This window comes from Abyssisolibacter sp. ZYX002, from assembly GCF_056892235.1.
Genome location: NZ_JARMXH010000005.1, coordinates 85,978 through 108,092 on the forward strand (window position 1 = coordinate 85,978; position 22,115 = coordinate 108,092).

General features: G+C 30.2%; 19 protein-coding genes and 1 other annotated feature. Of the genes, 5 read left to right on the forward strand and 14 right to left on the reverse strand.

The window, feature by feature from the left end; genetic code table 11:
- Window positions 1-10 precede the first annotated feature (10 nt).
- Both P3X86_RS14900 and P3X86_RS14905 read right to left on the reverse strand, forming a co-directional pair.
- Window positions 11-1,990: a DNA gyrase/topoisomerase IV subunit B gene (locus tag P3X86_RS14900; protein WP_483293730.1), complete on the reverse strand. Its 1,980-nt coding sequence runs from the start codon at window positions 1,988-1,990 to the stop codon at window positions 11-13.
- A gap of 44 nt (window positions 1,991-2,034) precedes the next feature.
- The gene (locus P3X86_RS14905; protein ID WP_483293507.1) at window positions 2,035-3,171 is read right to left on the reverse strand and encodes a THUMP domain-containing class I SAM-dependent RNA methyltransferase; all 1,137 of its coding nucleotides are present in this window, start codon (window positions 3,169-3,171) and stop codon (window positions 2,035-2,037) included.
- A gap of 668 nt (window positions 3,172-3,839) precedes the next feature.
- On the opposite strand from P3X86_RS14905, the gene tyrS reads away from it, so the two are divergent.
- Window positions 3,840-5,069, forward strand: a complete 1,230-nt coding sequence (gene tyrS / locus P3X86_RS14910; RefSeq protein ID WP_483293508.1) for a tyrosine--tRNA ligase — start codon at window positions 3,840-3,842, stop codon at window positions 5,067-5,069.
- A gap of 260 nt (window positions 5,070-5,329) precedes the next feature.
- Here tyrS and P3X86_RS14915 read toward each other — a convergent pair whose 3' ends face one another.
- The 3 genes from P3X86_RS14915 to P3X86_RS14925 all read right to left on the reverse strand — a co-directional run bounded on the left by P3X86_RS14915 (window position 5,330) and on the right by P3X86_RS14925 (window position 7,021).
- Entirely contained in the window at window positions 5,330-5,629 is a 300-nt protein-coding gene (locus P3X86_RS14915) for a hypothetical protein (RefSeq protein WP_483293509.1), read from the reverse strand.
- A 322-nt stretch (window positions 5,630-5,951) separates the two neighbouring features.
- Entirely contained in the window at window positions 5,952-6,260 is a 309-nt protein-coding gene (locus tag P3X86_RS14920) for a hypothetical protein (protein ID WP_483293510.1), read from the reverse strand.
- 260 nt (window positions 6,261-6,520) lie between these two features.
- Entirely contained in the window at window positions 6,521-7,021 is a 501-nt protein-coding gene (locus tag P3X86_RS14925) for a GAF domain-containing protein (protein ID WP_483293511.1), read from the reverse strand.
- Window positions 7,022-7,338: 317 nt separating this feature from the next.
- On the opposite strand from P3X86_RS14925, the gene P3X86_RS14930 reads away from it, so the two are divergent.
- Together P3X86_RS14930 and P3X86_RS14935 are read left to right on the forward strand one after the other, a co-directional pair.
- Window positions 7,339-8,706, forward strand: a complete 1,368-nt coding sequence (locus P3X86_RS14930; protein WP_483293512.1) for an MATE family efflux transporter — start codon at window positions 7,339-7,341, stop codon at window positions 8,704-8,706.
- 16 nt (window positions 8,707-8,722) lie between these two features.
- A complete protein-coding gene (locus P3X86_RS14935; RefSeq protein ID WP_483293513.1) occupies window positions 8,723-9,547 on the forward strand; it encodes a hypothetical protein in 825 nt (274 codons plus the stop codon).
- A gap of 163 nt (window positions 9,548-9,710) precedes the next feature.
- On the opposite strand, the gene P3X86_RS14940 is transcribed toward P3X86_RS14935, so the two are convergent.
- The 9 genes from P3X86_RS14940 to P3X86_RS14980 all read right to left on the reverse strand — a co-directional run bounded on the left by P3X86_RS14940 (window position 9,711) and on the right by P3X86_RS14980 (window position 20,208).
- Window positions 9,711-10,232, reverse strand: a complete 522-nt coding sequence (locus P3X86_RS14940; RefSeq protein WP_483293514.1) for a peroxiredoxin — start codon at window positions 10,230-10,232, stop codon at window positions 9,711-9,713.
- Between the two features lie 168 nt (window positions 10,233-10,400).
- On the reverse strand, window positions 10,401-10,769 hold the full coding sequence (locus tag P3X86_RS14945; protein ID WP_483293515.1) for a VOC family protein: 369 nt from the start codon (window positions 10,767-10,769) through the stop codon (window positions 10,401-10,403).
- Window positions 10,770-10,984: 215 nt separating this feature from the next.
- Complete coding sequence (gene ileS / locus P3X86_RS14950; RefSeq protein ID WP_483293516.1) at window positions 10,985-14,086, reverse strand: isoleucine--tRNA ligase; 3,102 nt, start codon at window positions 14,084-14,086, stop codon at window positions 10,985-10,987.
- A 66-nt stretch (window positions 14,087-14,152) separates the two neighbouring features.
- Window positions 14,153-14,373, reverse strand: a binding site (T-box leader).
- A gap of 386 nt (window positions 14,374-14,759) precedes the next feature.
- Window positions 14,760-15,689: a hypothetical protein gene (locus P3X86_RS14955; RefSeq protein WP_483293517.1), complete on the reverse strand. Its 930-nt coding sequence runs from the start codon at window positions 15,687-15,689 to the stop codon at window positions 14,760-14,762.
- Between the two features lie 243 nt (window positions 15,690-15,932).
- Entirely contained in the window at window positions 15,933-18,017 is a 2,085-nt protein-coding gene (locus P3X86_RS14960) for a methyl-accepting chemotaxis protein (RefSeq protein ID WP_483293518.1), read from the reverse strand.
- Window positions 18,018-18,069: 52 nt separating this feature from the next.
- On the reverse strand, window positions 18,070-18,576 hold the full coding sequence (locus P3X86_RS14965; protein ID WP_483293519.1) for a D-glycero-alpha-D-manno-heptose-1,7-bisphosphate 7-phosphatase: 507 nt from the start codon (window positions 18,574-18,576) through the stop codon (window positions 18,070-18,072).
- Window positions 18,577-18,594: 18 nt separating this feature from the next.
- Complete coding sequence (locus tag P3X86_RS14970) at window positions 18,595-19,323, reverse strand: HAD family hydrolase (protein WP_483293520.1); 729 nt, start codon at window positions 19,321-19,323, stop codon at window positions 18,595-18,597.
- Between the two features lie 102 nt (window positions 19,324-19,425).
- Window positions 19,426-19,788 carry a hypothetical protein gene (locus tag P3X86_RS14975; RefSeq protein ID WP_483293521.1) on the reverse strand — a complete coding sequence of 121 codons (363 nt, stop codon included), beginning with the start codon at window positions 19,786-19,788 and terminating at the stop codon, window positions 19,426-19,428.
- A gap of 15 nt (window positions 19,789-19,803) precedes the next feature.
- Window positions 19,804-20,208 carry a bacteriohemerythrin gene (locus P3X86_RS14980; protein ID WP_483293522.1) on the reverse strand — a complete coding sequence of 135 codons (405 nt, stop codon included), beginning with the start codon at window positions 20,206-20,208 and terminating at the stop codon, window positions 19,804-19,806.
- A gap of 178 nt (window positions 20,209-20,386) precedes the next feature.
- Here P3X86_RS14980 and P3X86_RS14985 point away from each other — a divergent pair, with 178 nt between their 5' ends.
- Both P3X86_RS14985 and P3X86_RS14990 read left to right on the forward strand, forming a co-directional pair.
- Entirely contained in the window at window positions 20,387-20,980 is a 594-nt protein-coding gene (locus P3X86_RS14985) for a TetR/AcrR family transcriptional regulator (protein WP_483293523.1), read from the forward strand.
- Between the two features lie 22 nt (window positions 20,981-21,002).
- Entirely contained in the window at window positions 21,003-22,094 is a 1,092-nt protein-coding gene (locus tag P3X86_RS14990; RefSeq protein WP_483293524.1) for an efflux RND transporter periplasmic adaptor subunit, read from the forward strand.
- The last annotated feature ends 21 nt before the right edge of the window (window positions 22,095-22,115 follow it).

The following is a 22,115-nucleotide window of genomic DNA, read 5'->3' on the forward strand; positions in this document are numbered from 1 at the left end:
AACACCTCTTCTAGCTTATATCTAACATTTCTAAATACAAGTGTCCTTTATCTATAATAAATTGTTTTCTACCTGTTATATTATCTCCTAACAACGTCAAGAACATCTCTTGCGTACTTTCTATATCCTCTGGAACTACCTTTATTAATCTTCTAGTTTCTGGGCACATTGTAGTTTGCCACATCATTTCTGGGTCGTTCTCTCCAAGCCCTTTTGATCTTTGTAAAGTATATGAAGTTTTTATCTTTGATACAATTTTTTGTTTTTCTTGTTGATTGTAAGCAAAGTATGTTCGTTTCTTTGTATTAACTTCAAACAAAGGTGACTCAGCTATAAAAACTTTTCCTTGCTGTATTAACGTAGGTACTAACGTGTATATCATAGTTAATATCAATGCTCTAATTTGAAATCCATCTACATCAGCATCTGTACAAATTATTATTTTATCCCAGTTAAGATTATCTATATCGAATGTATTAAGTTCCTTGTTGTGTTTTGTCTTTATCTCAACTCCACAACCCAGTACTTTTAACAAATCTATTATTATATCACTCTTAAATATCCTATCATAATCAGCTTTTAAACAGTTTAATATCTTTCCTCTCACTGGAAGTAACGCCTGAAATTCAGCATCTCTTGCTAGTTTACAAGATCCTAATGCAGAATCTCCCTCAACAATGTATAACTCCCTTTTACTAATATCTTTGCTTTTACAGTTTACAAATTTCTTTACTCTATTTGTAACACTTACTGAGCCACTTAACTTTTTTCTTATACTTTTTCTTGTAATCTCTGCTTTTTCTCTACTTCTTTTGTTTGCTAGTATTTGATTCATTATATTTTCTGTATCTTCTTTGTTTTCAATAAAATAAACTTCTAATTTCTCTTTTATAAATTCTGTCATAAATTCCTGTATAAATTTATTCGTTATTGCTTTTTTAGTCTGGTTTTCATAGCTTGTGATTGTTGAAAACGAATTAGATATTAATATCATACTATCTTGTATATCAACAAAGCTGATTTTTTTCTCACCCTTGTTGTATTTTCCAGTCTTTTTCAAATAATTATTGATTTCATATAAAAAAGCATTCTTAACTGCTTTATCAGGTGAACCACCATACTCTAGAAAACTTGAGTTGTGGTAATACTCTAATCTATTTATATCGTTATTAAAACAAAAAGCAAGCTCTACCTTTACTTTATATTCTGGCTTGTCTTCTCTGTCTTTTCCATCACCTTCAGCTTCACAATAATATATCTCAGTAAGATTTTTATCTTCAGCTATTTCTTTCATATAGTCAACTATACCATTCTCATAAATATATTCATAATGAGTCTGAGTTTCTTCATCATAAAGCAAGAACTTTAATCCTGCATTTACTACTGCTTGTCTCTTAATAGTGTCTTTATAATACTCTATCGGTATATTTATATCTGTAAAAACATTTATATCTGGCTTCCATTTTGTAATAGTTCCAGTGGATTCATAATCACACTTTTCCTTTTTTAGTCCACCTATATTTTTTCCCTCTTCAAAATGCAAATCATATCTATATCCATCCCTAAAAACTATAACGTCCATATACTCAGAACTATACTGTGTAGCACATGCACCTAATCCGTTTAATCCTAAACTGAATTTATATATGTTTCCTGAGTTATTGTTATATTTTCCTCCTGCATACAACTCACAAAATACTAGCTCCCAATTATATTTTTTTTCTGTGGGATTAAAGTCTACAGGTGTACCTCTTGCAAAATCTTGTACTGTAATTGATTTATCTATATGTTTTATTATTTTTATACAATCTCCAAAACCTTGCCTTGCTTCATCTATAGAGTTAGATAATATTTCAAAAAAGGTATGCTGGCATCCCTCAAGCCCATCTGAACCAAATATAACTGACGGTCTTTTTCTTACTCTATCTGCACCTTTTAGAGAGGAAATACTTGAGTTACCATATTCTATTTTATTTTTATTTTTCAAAATAACACCTCATTAACTACTTAATTTATTCATATGTTTGTTTTAATTTATTTACTATCTGGCCTTGGCCCAAAGTATTGATAGTAGTTTACTTCCAATCTACCATTAAATAATTTTCTCTTCTTATCAGCTTTTTTACCATATGCTTTTTCAAACTCTTTTTCTGAAGTGATGATGTATTTTGACCAAGTCTTCAATTCTCCAAAAAAGCTTCCCATTTTTCGATACAACTTCATTATTTCCTGTCTTTGACCAAGTCTTTCACCATAAGGAGGATTGCATACTATAACCCCGAATTTATCTTTTATGTTAATCGGTCTTAAACTAATTGCTTTAAAATTAATACAGTCATCTACTCCAGCTTCTATACTATTTTCCTTAGCAAGATTAATAGCATCTTTATCTATATCTGATGCAAATATCTTTAACTTAGCTTCAGTATCAATAGCTTTATAAGCCTCAACTCTAACTTTTTTGTATATATCTTTACCTACTCTTGGCCAATCCATTGAAACAAATTCTCTATTTAACCCTGGAGCAATATTTTTTCCTATTAATGCTGCTTCTATTGGTATTGTTCCAGAACCACAAAAAGGATCAAGTAAAACTCTACCTTTGTTCCAATAACTAAGCTGTAGCATCGCTGCTGCTAGAGTCTCCTTAATAGGAGCTTCTACAGAGTCCTGTCTATATCCTCTTTTATGCAATCCAACTCCACTAGTATCTATTGTCAATGTTGCAATATCTTTTAGTATTGATACTTGAACTGTAAATTTTGCACCTGTTTCTTTAAACCAGTCTGTTTTATATTTTATCTTTAATCTCTCTACAATAGCTTTTTTAACAATAGCTTGGCAGTCTGATATGCTAAATAGTTTTGATTTGACAGATTTTCCATTTACGATAAACTCTCCATCTTCTGTAATCCAATCTTCCCAAGGTAATGATCTTGTTCCTTGAAATAATTCTTCAAACGATTCTGCTCGAAATTCTCCTAGTTTTAATAAAACTCTGTCTGCACTTCTAAGCCATAGGTTTGACTTAGCTATACCTTCTTCATCAGATTTGTATGTTATTTTTCCATTTTCTACTTTAGGATTTTCAAAACCTAGGTTTAGTAGCTCTCTTTTTACTACTGCTTCTAATCCAAAGCTTGAAGTTGCTATTAATTCTATATTGCTCATTTTTACTCTCCTATTCTCAGGTAATCAAAATTGAATTTTTTATCTTAATCTTTATGATATTTTTTACAGTATTAATGATATTATGTGTAACTTACTTTATAACCACAGATTTATATTATAATAATTCTAAATTTATATCAACTAAATAATTACCCTTGACAAATTCTACTTGTTCTAATATTATATAATATAACTTAATACTAATAAGGCTAAGAAAGATATTTTAGCTAATTATGTCTATAATAAGAGAGCTGACTGGATGGTGCAAAGTCAGTGGTGCATAGTTAGTAAATTACGTATCTTGAGCCATGATGGAAACATTGCGTTAACCATGCGATAAATGGTCTTAGAGGTAGCTATTAACGGCTATGAATTAAGGTGGTACCACGAGTCTATTCGTCCTTATGGGTTGAATAGGCTTTTTTTATTACCAATTTATACTAGAAAATCATTAAGGTCAATAAGTCTATAGAATTAAAATTTTTAATTTAAATATTAAATCATTCAAATTTATTATACTAATGTTCGAAACGGTATGATAAAACCATTTGCAAAATACCTTAGTGAAACATGAAAGATAATTATTTATCTAGTTGCATTAACATCTTCGTTATAAAATATATAAAAATATTGTGCTTTGCACTAATATTAAATAGGGAGGTTATAAAATGAGTAAAAATATTTATGACATCTTGCTTGAAAGAGGCTTTATTGAGCAAGCAACACATGAAAATGAAATCAGAGAATTACTTGAAAAGGAATCTGTTAAGTTTTATATTGGCTTTGACCCAACTGCTGACAGTCTACATGTTGGTCACTTTATACAAGTTATGGTTATGATGCACATGCAAAAGGCAGGGCATAAACCTATTGCGTTATTTGGTGGCGGAACTGCAATGGTAGGCGATCCATCAGGAAAAACTGATATGAGAAAGATGCTATCTATGGAAGATATAGATAACAATGCTGAATTGATGAAAAAACAACTATCTAAATACCTCTGTTTAGATGGAGAAAAAGGTTATGCTGCAAACAACGCAGACTGGCTTAGAAGCCTTAATTATGTGGAGTTTCTAAGAAATGTAGGAAGACATTTTTCTGTTAATAGAATGTTAACTGCTGAATGTTTTAAAAGCAGAATGGAAAAAGGCCTTTCTTTCCTAGAATTTAACTACATGATAATGCAAGCCTATGATTTCTTAGAACTAAATAGAAGATATGATTGTAAAATGCAACTAGGTGGAAATGACCAATGGTCAAATATAATTGCAGGTGTTGAGCTGATAAGAAGATCTGATTCAAAGTCTGCATACGGATTAACGTTCAAGCTATTAACAACTAGTGAAGGTAAAAAAATGGGTAAAACCGAAGCAGGTGCTGTATGGATAGACAAAGACAAAACATCTCCATATGACTTATATCAATACTTAAGAAATGTAAATGACTCTGACGTAAGAAATTGTCTATGTTTATTGACGTTTTTACCTATGGATGAAATTGATCACCTAAGTAACCTTGAGGGTAGTGAGATAAATAAAGCTAAGGATATCCTAGCATTTGAGTTTACTAAAATCGTTCACGGTGAAGAAGAAGCTACTAAGGCTCAAGAGGCTGCTAGAGCACTTTTCTCTGCTGGTAATAAATCTGACAATATGCCTACTACTAAAATGGATAAAGATAGATTCGTTGATGGTATAGGTCTTCTAGCTCTCTTAACTGAGCTAGGATTAACAGCTTCGAATGGAGAAGCTAGAAGATTGATTAAACAAGGTGGTGTCAGTTTACAAGATAAGAAAGTCACTGACCCTCAAACTACTGTAACTGTCGATATGTTTGAAGACAATGCTTTAGTTATTAAAAAAGGTAAAAAAACATATCATCAAGTAGTATTAGATTGATGACAAAGTCATCTAGATATGTAGTAAGAGTTGAAAGTTCAAGGCGGTTAAAATTGAGTAACAGAGCTTACTAGAGATAAGTGAACAACGATAATTTTAGGACCGAGCGAAAATTGCGCTTTTGTCTACAGCTGAAGTAGTATTATAATTATTTTATATAATACAAGTTAATACCCTCTCTTTATAGTAGAAACTTTAATAAGGAGAGGGTGTTTATTAGCATATTGGTACTTAATATAGATTAATTTCCATGCAACAACTTAGTGATCTGAACCTGTGCATACCCATTCTTCGCGTTTAACTGTATAGTATTCTCTATATGAATCACAATATTTGCACTCTTCTCTTCTTAGTTCATAGTGTTGTCTTAATTCATAGTATTTTAAAACTGGGCCAGGATATGTCACTTCTGTTTTGCGATCAATAACTTTAAATCTTTTTACATGTTTCACTACTTTAAAATCATGATTGCATTCTTTATCACCAACTTTTGCAAAAGCCAATCCTGCTAACCCTAAAACTAATGCTGCCACCAAAATAATTGATACCGTTTTTTTCATAACACTTTTTCCTCCTTTTATTTTGTTTAACTTATCAAGTTAACTAAAATAAAGCTTATGTGCCAACACCATCATCTATTTTGCCGTATGTACACAAACTACGTTAGATAACTTCTCATTAGTAATATTATACTATTTATGAGACAAAAAGGCAAATTATATTAAATTATGCTAGACTCATGTATCTATATGTTATAAAAAGGCTGATATTGTCTCATAAATAGCAATAAACCTTCTAATACACAACATTTTAACTTTATCTAATTGTTTTAGCCAAAAGGGGCTATAACAACCTAATCTTCTAACCCCTCTTCACCTGATATTATTCGTATATAGTTTCAACGTATCTCCATTCGGTTTTACCTGTAGGCGATTTTACTACATTTGACGCACCACATGAACATACTTTTTTAGTATAACGCCATTCTTCATATTCTTTGTACACTTTATATGCTGCATCTGAAATATATTCTTTTTTTTCGTTTCCAGTGTACTTCCAATATTTATAGTCTTTTACTACCTTGTAATTATGCTCATGTTTATCTGTAGTTTCAAATCCTTCTGCATAAGCTATGCCTGCAAAACTAAGCATAAGTGATAAAACTAAAAGTAACCCCACTATTTTTTTCATTCATTCCCCTCCTTTCTTTGTTTTATTTCTTATGTCTAATTCATTAAGCTCTTATTTATAAAATTCTAAATATTTAGAATTTTTGCTTAAGTCCATTATAACGGGTTACCATTCTATTTTCAAGTTTGTTAATAAATGTTAATTTTTTTGTTGCTTTTTATACATATTTGTTAATTTTAAGTAATATTGTCTCGTTTTTTACATGCTTTTCTATAATAAAAAATTTTGTGCAATTACTCACACAAAATTTTGGATTCTTATTAATTTATATCTTCCCATTTCATATATTTATTTAATATTGCTACAAATTTCTCTAAGTACTCTCGGTCTTTTTCCTCGAACCTATTATATATAGGACTGTCTATGTCAAGTACTCCAATTAATTTATCATCTTTGACTATAGGAACTACTATCTCTGATTTTGATGCGCTATCACAAGCAATATGTCCCTCAAATTCGTGTACATTTTTAACTATTATAGTTTCTTTCTTAATTGCTGATGTTCCACAAACGCCTTTTCCTAATTTAATATGTGTACATGCTGGTTTACCTTGGAATGGACCTAATATCAATTCATCTTTTTTATACAAATAAAATCCTGCCCAATTAATGTCGTCCAACAATACACCTAGTAAAGCTGCTGCATTTGACAAATTTGCAAGCCAGTCACTTTCTTCGCATATTATTCCTGTTAACTTAATATTTAAGAAATTGTAAAATGATTTTTTATCTTTAAACTCTGGTTTTTCTACCTTAAACATATTATCACCTCACATAGCATAATATCAACTTGCTATACTTTTCCCTTTCTATTTTGATTTTACTTAATATTATACACCAAAATTATATTATCTTCTATGTCTTGATATAATATATATATTCATGTATAATGTTTATTCAAGAGTATATATATTTTAATTTTATATTAACCGTGATTATTTTAACGTTAACAAATATTACTCTCCTCTTTTCTAAATTTAAAAAATATTCCGGGAATAAAAATATACTTTCGTATATTTTTTTACATATAACTAAATAATATTATAACTCCAATATACAAATTTAATGAGGTGAATACATGGACAGAACAGAACTTTTAGCAAAAGAAAGTGTGGGGAAGCTACTACTTAAATTCTCTACTCCAGCAGTTATTGGTATGATAGTTAATGCACTTTACAATGTTATTGACCGTTATTTTGTGGGTAACTATGTTAATAGTGATGCTATCACAGGAATTACACTTTGTTTTCCTATCATGATTATAATGATGGCTTTCAGTATGTTGGTTGGCTTTGGTGGTACTGCACTTGTATCTATTAAGTTAGGTGAACAAAAAAAAGAAGAAGCTGAAAGAATACTTGGTAATTCTTTTGTTTTATTAATTATATTCTCAGTATGTATTATGATTATTGGTCTTCTAACATACAAAGATATATTAATGTTTTTTAATGTAAGTGATAAAGTAATGCCTTATGCAAAACAGTATATAACTATTATACTATATGGTACTATTTTTCAATTTATAGGCTTTGGATTAAATAACTTTATTAGAGGAGAAGGTAATCCTAGATTGGCTGCCTCCACTATGTTAATAGGTGCAATCACTAATATCATTCTGGATTATATTTTCATAAGACATCTAAGCCTAGGAATTAAAGGTGCTGCATATGCAACAATAATAGGTCAGTTGGTTTCTGCTTTATGGGTTATGAAATATTTTGTTTCTGGTAAAAGTCTACTTAAGTTTCACATAAGTACTATGTCTCTAAAATCAAAAGTGGTTTTGAAGATTTTTTCTCTAGGCTCAGCTCCTTTTGCTATACAAGTTGCTTCTAGTGTTGTAACAGGGTTATTTAACTATAGTATAAAAACTTATGGTGGTAATAACAGTGATTCTGCTATAGCTGCTCTTGGTATAATGAGTAGTATTGTTATGTTTATTTTAATGCCTATTTTCGGTATTAATCAAGGAGCACAACCTATAATAGGTTATAATTATGGAGCTAAACAATACAAAAGAGTAAAGAAAGCTTATAGCTACGCTGTTATAGTAGCTACAAGTATAGTCTTAGTTGGTTTTCTTTTAATTCAATTTTTCCCTAGAGAGCTATTCTTACTATTTAATAAAACTGATACAAATATGATTGATATAGGAGCTAAATATATTAAGATATATATGTTGATGCTTCCTTTAATAGGTTTTCAGATTATAAGCTCTAATTATTTTCAGGCTATTGGTAAACCAAAACACTCTATCTTTTTAAGCACTACTAGACAAGTAATATTGTTGATACCTTCTTTACTACTGTTTCCAACTATTTGGGGATTTAAAGGCATATGGATTGCAGTACCTTTTTCAGATGTATTTTCCTGTATTATTACTGCTATCTTTATAATTAGAGAAATGAGATTATTACAAGACACTAATCCTTATATTCCTGAGTAAAAGAGGATAATAATTTATGATTGAAAACAAGATTTTTCAAAACATACTGCTATTAAGAGATAAACTATTATATGTTGATTCTCAAATAAAATATAACATCGCTAGTATAATTATAGACGGAAGCATAATTAGAGGAGATTTCATTGCAGATTCTAGTGATATTGATATAACTATTACAACATTTGGTAATAATATAACATTTAATATTAAAAAACTCATTGAAGATATAATTGTTGATGTAGCAAATGATCTTCCTAAAAGAGAATATCCTAGAAAACCACTTGTTTATGATATACAATGGCAAGATATTCAGACTCTAAACAAATGTAAAAATAGGACATTAGATGAATGGACTGTTGACAATGTACCAAATGGATATCCAAAACTATGGTTATATGCTTTTGATAGTATTGCACATCATAATGTACTGTATGGGCAAGATGTTACAGATTTTTATACTAGAATAAAACCAAAACATTTTGTTCCGATTCGTATGAAAAGGATATATGATTCTACTATTAAAATAAAAGATACTGTTTCTGACTATGAAAAATTAAGTGGTGGCATAACCCAAATAAAGAACGCTTGGGAAGTTATCAGATGCACGTGCTTAGCTTATGGTCTTATGAGTATAAAGAAAGATGATGTATATACAGCTTGTAAAGCATATTTTACTGATAAATCAGATAGAGATTTAATTGATGATTTATATAATTTTTATATTAATAAGAACAATAACCTTTTAACGGGTAACTACAGAAAGGAATTGTGTGATTTTACTATTAGAACGGTTAAGAATTATAATTTAAATAAAATCAGATCGATAACAGACTGTAAGTAAGAGTACAAATCAAAGCGTGTTAAAATTAAATAGCGGCTTTACTTAAAGGTAAATGAGCGCAGAAATTAGGCTTTTGTCTTCAGCTTGAAACGACCTACATAGCATATCATGTAGGTCGTTCTTGTATTTCCTTATATATTATTACAGATAAACAGAGTATACTCTATAATAACTCATCTCCTTCATTCCAGTCTATTGGACACAATCCTCCAGTCTGTAATGCTTTTAAAACTCTCATTGTTTCTCCAACACTTCTTCCTATTCCTAAATCATGTACTACCGAATACTTTACATGTCCCTCTGGAGATATAATAAATAATCCTCTTAGTGCTATCCCTAGTTTTTCATCTAGCACTCCATATTTTCTAGCAATCTCTTTTGTCATATCTGATGCAAGCGGAAAGTTTATCTTGCCTAGATCTCCATTTATCCATGCTTTATGTGAATGCTCACTGTCCACACTTACTGCCAGTACTTCCGCATTCAAACTTTTAAACTCATTGTATTTTTCACTGAAGCCAGTGATCTCTGTCGGTCAAATAAATGTAAAATCTAGTGGATAAAAGAATAATACTAACCACTTTCCTTTATAGTTTTCTAATGAAACCTCTCCAAAACCACTTCCATCTCCTAGTGCTGTTTTTAGCATGAAGTCTGGAGCTATGTTTCCTACTATTTTGTCCATCTTCAAACCTCCTTTATATGATTTATAACATTCCCTATTACTATATTACCCAAAAAAGATCTTTTAAAACTTAAAAACAAGCAATGATATTTGCTTGTTTTTTGCACTTGTTTTTTTGTCTAGTTTTAGTTTATTAATCTTTTTGCTTTATGTTATTGTTTGTTTATATTATATCTTTGATTTTTTCTTTTGTATTTCAATTATGTAACCGTTTGGGTCTATCATATGAAAGTAATATTTTCTTGAGCTGCTATTGTATTTAGGTTTATTTTTTATGCATACTCCCTCTTGCTTGAATTTTGTGTATAGCGAGTCTACATAAGGAGTTGTTAAAGATATTATTGGATTTTTAAAATCTCTTTGCATCTTAATTTTACTTGAGAAAGCTAATTTACAGCCTCCAGGCATATTATATATTTTGCTTTCACCGTTCTCTTCGTACGAAGAAAACCCTAAGTTTTTAGAATAGAATTCATGTGTTGAATCCATGTCTTGAGTTCCCATGAATATAACTGAATCCTCCCAAAGATATTCCATAATCAATCACCCTTTCTACTAGATATATTCTATAGATACATATAATTTCCTCTATTATTATAATTCTACATCGTTTTATCTTATATCTTGACAACGAAATTAATATTCTAGCCCTGTAAATAAGTAGTTTTTATCAATTTTTCTCTATATGTTAAAAATTGTTTACAAAAAAGGAGTCAGTCTATAAGTTTTAGACTAACTCCATATTAGTTTTACTATTTAACTCTTTCTAATGCTATATAAGCCTCATGTCCATTTAAGTCTTGCTTTGTCATATCATCTTTTTTAACCTGTTTAATATCTACTGCAAGTGTCTCACTCTTGATATAATCGCCATAGTTATCTACTGCTTTTTCTATAACTTCGTCTGATTCATAATATATAACTATGTTATCCATCATTTCGTATTGATTACTCTTTCTCATTTGTTGTACTTTTGATACGAACTCTCTAACATATCCTTCGTTTAACAAATCTTCTGTTAGTGTTGTATCAAGTATAACAAACAAGTTGTTTTCCATCGAAACTGTAAATCCTTCTTTTGAATTAATGTTTATCAATACTTTCTCTTTATCAAACTCAAATGCTTCACCTGAAAGATTTACTTTTATAGTTTCACCCTTCTCTAATTTTGCTACAGCATCTGAGCTATCAAGTTCTGAAAGTGCCTTGCCAAACTCTTTTATTTTTGAACCTAATATAGGACCTAGAACTCTAAAATTTGGTTTTAAGCTAAAGTTCATGTATTTACTTAAATCACTTTCGAATACAACATCTTTTACATTTAGCTCTTCTTTTATCAATGGCACCAAATCATCTATTAATTCTTGATATTTTCCATCTATTAAAACCTTTTGTATAGGCTGACGTACTTTAATTTTAACAGCTTCTCTTGAAGCTCTACCCAATTTTACTAAATCTCTTACTAAATCCATTTTTTCTTCTATATGCTTATCTATTAAGCTCTCATTAATCACAGGATAATCACTCAAATGAACTGACTCTTCTCCTGTTAAGTTTCTGTACATCTCTTCTGATATATATGGAGCAAATGGTGCTACTATCTGTGATAATCCAACTAATAGCTCATAAGTTGTATTGTATACTGCTTTTTTGTCATCTGATAGCTCAGTATCCCAGAATCTTCTCCTTGAACGTCTTATATACCAGTTTGATAAATCTTCGTTTACAAAATCTTGTATCCTTCTAACTGCTTTTGTTAAATCATATACGCTAAGTTCTTTTTCTACTTCTTTTAACAATGCATTGTATTTAGATAACACCCATCTATCAAGTTCTGGCCTATCTTCTGGCTTTATATAAAACTCTGTTGGATTTACATTGTCTGTATTAGCATATAGTACAAAGAAATTGTATACGTTTTTAATTGTTCCAAAGAATTTGCTTAATACCTCTTTAAGCCCTTCTTCATCGAATTTTGTAGGTGTCCAAGCTGGAGATACATATAGTAAATACCATCTAAGTGCATCTGCTCCATATTGATCAAATAATTCAAATGGGTCTACTGTATTTCCTTTAGATTTTGACATCTTCTTGCCTTTTTTATCTAATATCAAATCATTAACCAACACTCTCTTATATGGTGACTTTCCTGTTACAAATGTTGATATAGCAAGTAAAGAGTAGAACCATCCTCTTGTCTGATCTATACCTTCACAGATGAAATCAGCTGGGAATAATTGATCAAAGTTTTCTTTGTTTTCAAATGGATAATGATGTTGTGCAAAAGGCATTGACCCACTATCAAACCAACAGTCTATAACGTCTTTAACTCTAGTCATTGCTTCTCCACATTTCTCACATTTTAAATGAATGTTATCAACATGAGGTCTGTGTAGTTCTACATTTTCATCTATATCTTCTATTGCTCTTTCCACTAGCTCTTTTCTTGAACCTACGCTTGCTAAATGTCCACATTCGCAACGCCATATATTTAATGGTGTTCCCCAATATCTACTTCTTGATATAGCCCAATCATTTAAATTTTCTAGCCAGTTACCGAATCTCTTTTCTCCAACATAATCTGGATACCACTCAACTGAATTGTTGTTTTCTATAAGTTTTTCTTTTAGTCTAGTAATTTCTATATACCAACTAGGCTTCGCGTAATATAATAGTGGAGTTTTACATCTCCAACAATGTGGATAATTATGTGCTATTTTTTCTTTTTTATATAATTTACCTTCTGCATGTAACCATTTTATAATATCAATATCAGCATCCATTACGAATTGACCCTTCCAAGGAGTCTCTATATATTTACCAGTCTCATCTACTGGTTGAAGTACTGGTAGATTGTATCTTTTACCAGTATTATAGTCATCTTCTCCAAATGCTGGGGCTGTATGAACTATTCCTGTTCCATCCTCAGTAGTTACATAATCTGCTACCGTAACAAAAAATGCTTTTTTATCTGCCTTAACAAATGGCATCAATTGCTCGTATTCCATGTATTCTAACTCTTTACCTTTAAGTTCTTTGATAATCTCATAGTCATCACCAACTACTTTACTACAAAGATTTTTTTCTACATAATAAATCTCATCTTCTACTCTTACTTTAACATACGTTTCGTCTGGATTTACTGTTAGTGCAACGTTTGAAGCTAATGTCCAAGGTGTAGTAGTCCAAACTAAGAAATATTCATCAGCATCTTTGACTTTGAACTTAACTATTACTGTGTTGGTCTTTATTTCCTCATATCCTTGTGCAACTTCATGAGAGGCTAGCCCAGTTCCGCATCTTGGGCAATATGGTAATATTTTATGTCCTTCATATATATAATCTTCTTTAAAGAACTTGTTTAAAATCCACCAAACAGACTCTATATAGTTGTTATCAAGCGTTATATATGGGTTATCTAAATCAACTTCGTAAGCCATACGCTTAGTCATATCTCTCCATAAACCTTCATATTTGAACACTGATTCCCTACATTTTTCATTGAACTGTGCTATTCCGTATTCTTCTATGTCTTGCTTACTAGATAAATTTAACTGCTTTTCAACCTCTATTTCAACAGGTAATCCATGAGTGTCCCAACCTGCTTTTCTCTTTACTTGATATCCTTTCATTGTCATATATCTACAGATAGAATCCTTCAATGTTCTTGATATAACATGATGTATTCCTGGTTTACCATTAGCTGTAGGAGGCCCTTCAAAGAATACAAATGAATCGTCGTCTTTCCTGATATCTATACTCTTCTTTAGTATATCTATGTCATTCCAATATTCTGAAATATTTTTTTCTGCTTCTTTGACAGATAGCTTTGATAATTGTTTAAATTTATCCATACTTTTCATCCTCTCTTTCACTTATTATTAACATAAAATCTATTAAAAAATCCCCAAGTCAAAAGACTTAGGGACGATTGTACGCGTTACCACCCAAATTATAGGAAAACAAATGATTCCTATCACTCATTACATTTTAACGTATCTCTACGTAAAGTTTTACTATTATTTCAAACCTTAAGCTCATAGGTGATTTTCATAAAAGACTCCAATAATAATCTCTCAGCTCATGATTATTTCTCTGTATATCTTCAATTCTTCTATTACTGCCTAGTCATAGCATGTCATATTTACTTAGAGTATAGTATATATTAATCTAACAATAGTTGTCAAGGGTATTTTAAAATTTATTAAAACCTTAGCCTTTATATAGTATATGTTGCATATGCCGATTTTATATAGTTTTGCATTTTATAACCTAGGCTTTGTAATTAAAAAATAAATGTTACATCCCTCATGTTAACCTAAGAGTAGTTTAAGCCTGTTAGACAGATATTTAAACTTTCTTCTTGAGTTGCTGTATTATTGAGTAAAAATAAAATATCTCCAAGCACAAGAATACATGATTGGAGATATAAATACTTTTATTATGCCCCTGTCCACTTGACAAGAAGCAGTTCAATATATGGCAATTTATTGGTTCATACATAATACGTAGATTGAGTTTAAGTTATTAGTTAAAATAATAAATATAATCAGAGTCATAAGGTGAATCTTTAGGACTATGTCTATATAATCCTGCTTGACCCCATTTTGATATAAATAAACTTCCACTAACTATAGCTGAATGTTCTGGTATAGCTATTATAGTATTATGTGGCATATAAGTAGCTTTATCACCAGTACTACCAGAACTAGTAGATGACAAACTATAACTTCCATCTGTATAATAGGTAGTAGGTTTATTCATCCAATATATATTTGAAGTACTTTGATTATGCCATGCATATGAGTGACAATTATAATTTGTTGTTGCACCTGATAATCTTTTAGCGAACGGGAATTTTTTATCATAGTAATTATTGATCTCTGCTTTTTGCCTAGCTGTCAATTCTTCTCCCCTAATAAATACTTCTACCTTGCTTCCTTTAGGTGTAGTAACATAGGTGGTTACTGCTCTTGCCGTATAACCTTTATCTGTATATTTGTAGCCTATTCTATTACCTAATGTTTCAAGGAAAGTTCTTTCTATAAATTTATCATCCGATTCTTTTATTCTAGTATATTTTGCCTCTAACACTGAAACCGCATCCGGTCTATCAATGAAAACATTTAATGGTTCAAAAATATTTATAAGTGAATCTAAGCCTGTATTACAATCGTCATATGCAAAAATATTTCCCAAAAAAGGATATTCCATAATCAACTCTAACAAATTAGTTGTAGAAAGATTTGAAACATTTTCTTTAGATATATTTACGGCCTCAGCTCGTTCCTTGAATCGTACACTTGTATCATCTTTAGAAAATAAAACTTTTGCATCACTAATAACATAAATTGGATCTCTTTGAGGCGTTGTTGTAGTAAATGAATTATTAATTGGTACAATTAAAGAAAATATCAACGTTAATACTAATAAAGATTTTAAAATTTTATTTTTCATAAATCTACCTCACTTTTTTATTTATTCAATAAATTACCATAACAATATTATATAACAAATGAATATGTAAAATTATTAATTTTTTGTAAAATTTGTAAATTATGCATGTCTAACAGATGGCTGTCCTTCAACCTCACTAAATTGACTATTATACAAAAAAAGCACCTTTCTTTTTATTATTTTTGTTTTTGCAAACTCATAATATAACAAAGGGTGCTTTCTTCTTTTATTTTTTGACTTTGATTATAACTTAAACTTTATTATCTGATCCTGTAAATTTTGAGCTAACTGCGATAAGCTCTCACTCGCACTTGCAACTTGTTGTATTGACGCTAACTGCTGCTCTGTTGAAGCACTAGCTTCCTGTGTACTAGCTGCATTTTCCTCTGCAATGGCTGACAATGCTTGTATTATATCCAGTATATTTGCTTTCATAGCTTCCATATCTTGAACTGATGCATCCATGTTCCTTATAGCTTCTTTTGATTTATTCATTGCTCTTGCTATACCCTCATAACTATGCTCTACATCTACAACACTTTCAACCTGCTTTCCTACTATTACCTCAACTTCTTTCATCTTCTCTACAGCTGAATCAGAATTCGCTATTAATTCATTAACTATAATATCTATTTCTTTGGTTGATTTAGTAGATTGTTCTGCAAGTTTTCTAACTTCTTCTGCAACCACCGCAAAGCCCTTACCTGCATCTCCCGCACGTGCTGCTTCTATAGCTGCATTTAGAGCAAGTAAATTTGTCTGTTCTGCTATCGCGGCTATAACCTCACTTGCATTTCCAATCTTTTTAGAGCTCTCATTAGTTTTTACTATTACTTCGAATATGTTCTCAGCAGCCTCTCCACTTTTTTGAGTTTTGTCTGTTAAATCAGATACAATTTTCAAACCTTCATCTACTAATTCTGATACACTGTCAGATTCATTATTTACATTCTCCATTAGAACGTGGTTTAATTTAATCATTTCTCCTAGCTCTTGTATTTTGTTAGCTCCCTCTTCTGTATCTCTTGCTTGATCAGATGCTCCACTAGCAAGCTCCTGAATACTTCTTGCAATTTCCTCGGAGCTCAAACTTGATTGAGCTGAAGTTGCTGTCAACTCCTCTGATGATGCAGATACCTGAGTTGTTACATCTTGAACCTCTTTAAGTAAAGATGTAAAGTTTTCTTTTAACTTCACCATATTATTGGCTATGTCACCTGTTTCATCTTTTCTTTTTTGATAGCTCATTACTTTTTTATCTTCAAAACTCAAATCGTATTCAGACATTTTTTGTAATCCATTTGACAATGATTTGATTGAGCTAACTACATATTTACTATTATAATATAATACTCCACCCATTAATAATATAGCGAAAATAGATATAATTGTATGTTTATTGCCCATATTATTTAACTCATTCATCAATTCACTAGCAGGTACTACAGTTGAATAAGACCAGTTTATACCATAATCTTTAAATTTGATAGGAGTATATATCCTATATATCCCATCATTTTCGTCATCAAAGTTATTGAAACCCTTACCATTTTTGATATTGTCTAGGTATGAGCTCTTATTTAAACTAATTTCATTGCTAACTGTATTAACCATATTTGCATCTTTATGAGCGAGCACTATACCATTATTGTTATATAACACTCCATACCCTGTATCATAAAGTTCTACACTATTATTAATTTGAGCTAATTGATCTAGAGATATGTCTACTCCCGCTACTCCTACAACTCTACCATTAATTATTATTGGCTCTGCAAAAGTTATGGATAATATTTTTTCATTTCCTAATTCATATTCAGTTGGATCTGTTATAAATCTCTTTTTAGTCTTCTTAGGAATTCTATAGTAATCTTTATTTTCCACACCGTCGCAAGCCTTTAATATAAGTTTTCCATTATCTCTACCCCAAGCTGGCGTAAATCTACCAGCCTTATCACTTCCTTGGGAATTTATCCTATTAAGGTCTTGTCCATCAAATGCATTTGGTTCCCAAACAACCCATGTATAAACATAATTTTCATTGTCCCTGATAGTTTCTTTAAGTATTTTTATTACAGCATTCCTATCTGTTATGGAATTTTGTTTCATCGTAGTTAGTATCTTTGCAATTGACTTAGTATCTTTTGCAGCTTCATCTAACACACTCTTCATCTGAGTTGAAACATTTTCTGTTTGGAATTTTATCTTATCTAAACTGCTGTTTTCAATAATGTCAGACGATGTTCTTAACATATACCATGAGAGTATACCTGATATGATTACAATTATACCTAAATTCATAAATATTAACCTTGTTCTCAGTTTCATTTTTTTCCCCCTTTAAGTAAATTTGTTTTTTAGTATTCGATCCAATAAAACTTTATTGTTTATCTATTTTTAAAATCATGTCTATTACGTCTTCTAAATTCTCTCCTGTTATATCAGCTATTTTACTTTTTTCCCCTACTTTAGCTGTTCGACAGCCAGCAGCTATCCCTGCCTCTGCATCTGTTTCATTATCTCCTATCATCCAGCTTTTATCCATGTCTACCATATATTTGTCTCGCAATTCCAATAACATCCCTGGTGCTGGCTTTCTGTAGTCTGATTTTTTATGGTAATCTGGACAATATATTATTTCTTTAAATATACAAGCTTCTTTTAGTTTTTCTTGCATGTACTCGTGTATTAATTTTAACTCTTCATGTGTGATAAAACCTAGTTCTATTCCCCCTTGATTTGTAACAACAAATATCTCATAACCTGCATCTATTGCCTTTTTAAGACCTCTTTCTACTCCATCAAAAATAATGAAATCTTCTGGTTTATTCACTGGTCTTTTGTTGTCATTTATAACTCCATCTCTATCTAAAAATAATGCTTTCATAACTTAAACACCTCATCTTTAGTCTATAGTTTGTACATTCGCATTTAACTTATAAATTATATCTTTTCTTTCAACTATTATCTGAATCTTTTCATATAGCTCTGTATCATTTTTAATATAAAATAGGAGTTCTTTATTGGGATTGATAGCTATAGGGTTCCCAACCATTTTTAGCATTGAAATATCGCCAGTGGTATCACCATAGGAATAACTACTATCTAGTTTTATACTATATTTATTTACTAGTGCATCGAGTGTTTTTTGTTTGTTGACTGAATCCCACATCCTTATAATTTCTCCTGTAAAATTATTGTTTTTATCAACTACATATTTACTACCCTTACATTCAGTAACTCCATACTTTTTACCCATTTTATCTACTAAAAAATCTGGACTTCCTGATATAAAGAACACTTTATGCTTTCTCTTTTTATGCCACTCAATTCTACTTCTAGCATATTTATATACCTTATCCCCATTAATTTTAATTACTTGACTAGCTATAAAATCTATATGCTCTTTGTTAACTCCTTTTAAAGCATCTATATAAACTGTTGCTAATTCTTCTAAATATTCTTCAAAATCACCGTATCTACTCTCCCATTTTGAGTAGGTATTTTTTACATGAGCATACCATTCACTTGGTTCTATTACTTCGTACTTTATTAGTTTTTTAAAATGCTGTATCATAAGTGAATTTCTATATAAGGTTCCATCAATATCAAAAAAAGCTGCAATACAAGCCATGTAATACCTCCTATCCTTCCTACCAAAATAAAATATTTATTGCTTGTAATTTATATTATATGTATGTTTTGTTAATATGTTAAGGTTTATAGTATGAGCATCTTATTTGACAACTTCATTGCTATAAAGTACCATTTCTGTACTCCCTATACTATTTGATATGTTAATACTTATATTTGAGTAGTCTAGCTCGAAATTAGCTACTGCTGAAAATAAATCTATGCTTTTTAATACATGAACTGTACATGCTTGATATTCCTCAGATTTGCAAAATCGTAATATTATATTCTTTGCATCAGTAAACTGAATTCTCCCTCTTAATGACTTTGGAGCGTTTTCAAATGTTAAGTTCAACACACTCTTTTCTAGTGGTATAATAATATCCACATCATTATCATCTTCTCTAAGTATCCTGATATCCATATGACTCTTTAGTTTGAATTTATTTAATACAAATGATTTCATACTCTCTCACTCTCATTATTTTTCTAAAACAATATCTTTATACCTGTGATCAACTTTTAATATATGTTTTTCTATCCAATCTGCTATAAACATGATCATATCCATAGTTACAGATTTTTGAGACTCATCAACAGCATCGTCTGTAATGCTCTTAATTTTATTAACAAATTTTGCATGTTGTTCTTTATGACTTTCTAAATCATCATAATTATATTTTGCCATCAACTCTTCTTCAAACTGAAAGTGATAAATCGTATAATCCTCTAACCTTTTTAATATTTCCACTATTTCATCATAGTAATCTATATTGCCAGAATCTGATACTATATCAAACAGTTCTTCCCCTATAGATAATAATTTTTTGTGCTGCTCGTCAATGGAGCTAATTTTTACACTATACTCATCTTTCCATTTAAACATATATATGTCCTCCTTTTTTGAATATTATACCATTTCATATATATCTATATAAACTATTATTTATTAAATACCCCATTTTAGTAATTTGAACCTAGTTTATTTATATATATGGTTGACAATACTGTCTGAAAAGTGTTATAACTATGTTAAGATTAAAAATGAACAGGAGTTTATTATTATGCAAATTCTAAAAAACAAAATAAGAGACAATATTATGAGTTCAGCTATTAAGGAATTTAAAGAACATGGATTCCAGAAATCTACTATAAGAAACATAGCTAAAAAAGCCAAAATATCAGAAGGTAATATTTACAGGTATTTTGAAAATAAGGAGAAACTGCTTGAGGAAATTGTAAGACCTGCGTATTGTGAAATATTCGCATTAATTTCAAAATATCAATCTTTGCGTAACGAAAGGGACAGTTTTACCTTCGCTGATTTTCAAAAACATATAACAAACTCTATATCCAATTTATGTAAAATACATGGAAATGAACTTATAATTTTGTCTGAATGCTGTAATGGCACTAAATATGAAATAGTCAAGCAGAAAATAATAGATATAACTAAGCTTTTTTTACTTGATATTTTAAGCCGTAATAAAGAAGAGATAAGTAAGAAACACGATTTTATATCTTATCTTATCGCTAAAGGTTTTATCGAAGGTCTGATGTCTATATATAAAGAATTCAAAGATACTACAGAATTTGAAGGTGCTTTAAATGAGTTTAATGAGTTTTATTTTAATGGTTTTCTAGAAAGATTTAATTAATTATTTAAGGAGGTACTAAAAATTGAAAAGATTATCGCAACTATTAATCTATATACCTATTCTATTTATTCTAACATCATGCTCTAATGAAACTGACAATAATGGAGTTATACAAAATGCAAAACCTGTAAAAACAGTTACAGTTAAGACCGAAACAAAACCAATGAAACTTAGCTATATTGGAACTGTAAATTACAATGAACTTAAAAAACTTGGATTTAAAAGTTCAGGAAAGATATCCAATATATACGTTAAGAAAGGACAACAGATTAAAAAAGGTGATACTTTAGCTAAGCTTGACACTAAAGATTTAACTTTTGCCTACAACGCTTCAAAATCAAAACTAGCATCTGCAAAATCACAGCTTACTAAAGCACAAGATGCTTATAATTTTGCAAGTGATACTCATAATAGAATTAAAAATATGTATGAAAAGAATTCTGTATCAAAGCAAAAATATGAAGAAGCAAAGTTACAATTAGATTTAAGAAAATCAGAACTTAGTCAAGCGAACGACCTTAAAAACCAAGCACAGGTAGATTTTGATCACAAGCAAAGTCTCTTAAAAGATGCCACACTTAAAGCTAGTTCAGATGGCATAGTCGTTAATACCTTATTCAGTCAAGGCGAAATAGTAGGTGCAGGTTATCCTGTAATAGTAGTTAGAAACAATAAAAAAATCGTTAATGTCGGTATAACTCAAGAAGACGTAGTTAAAATAAATCTAGGTGATAATGCCACAGTTATTTCTGGTGATACTAAAGTAAATGGAACTGTTACTAATATAAGCGATTTACCTGATGAAAAAACAAGAACATACAACATTGAACTAGCTCTTGAAGATAACAATTTTAAAATTGGATTTATCGTTGATGTTGATATAGTTATTGGTAAAGAAGAAGGTATCTGGATACCTATTAAAGCTATTAAATCTAATGGTCACGATTATGTTTTTATTGCAAAAAACAATATCGCACATAAAAAAACAGTAAAAATAATTTCTACAAATGAAACAAATGCTAAGATTAATGGGCTAAATAATAATGATGCAATTATTATTGAAGGAATTAAATCACTTATAGACGGGAATAAAATTACCATTGATTCCAAATAGCATCTATTTGTAAATTAAAAA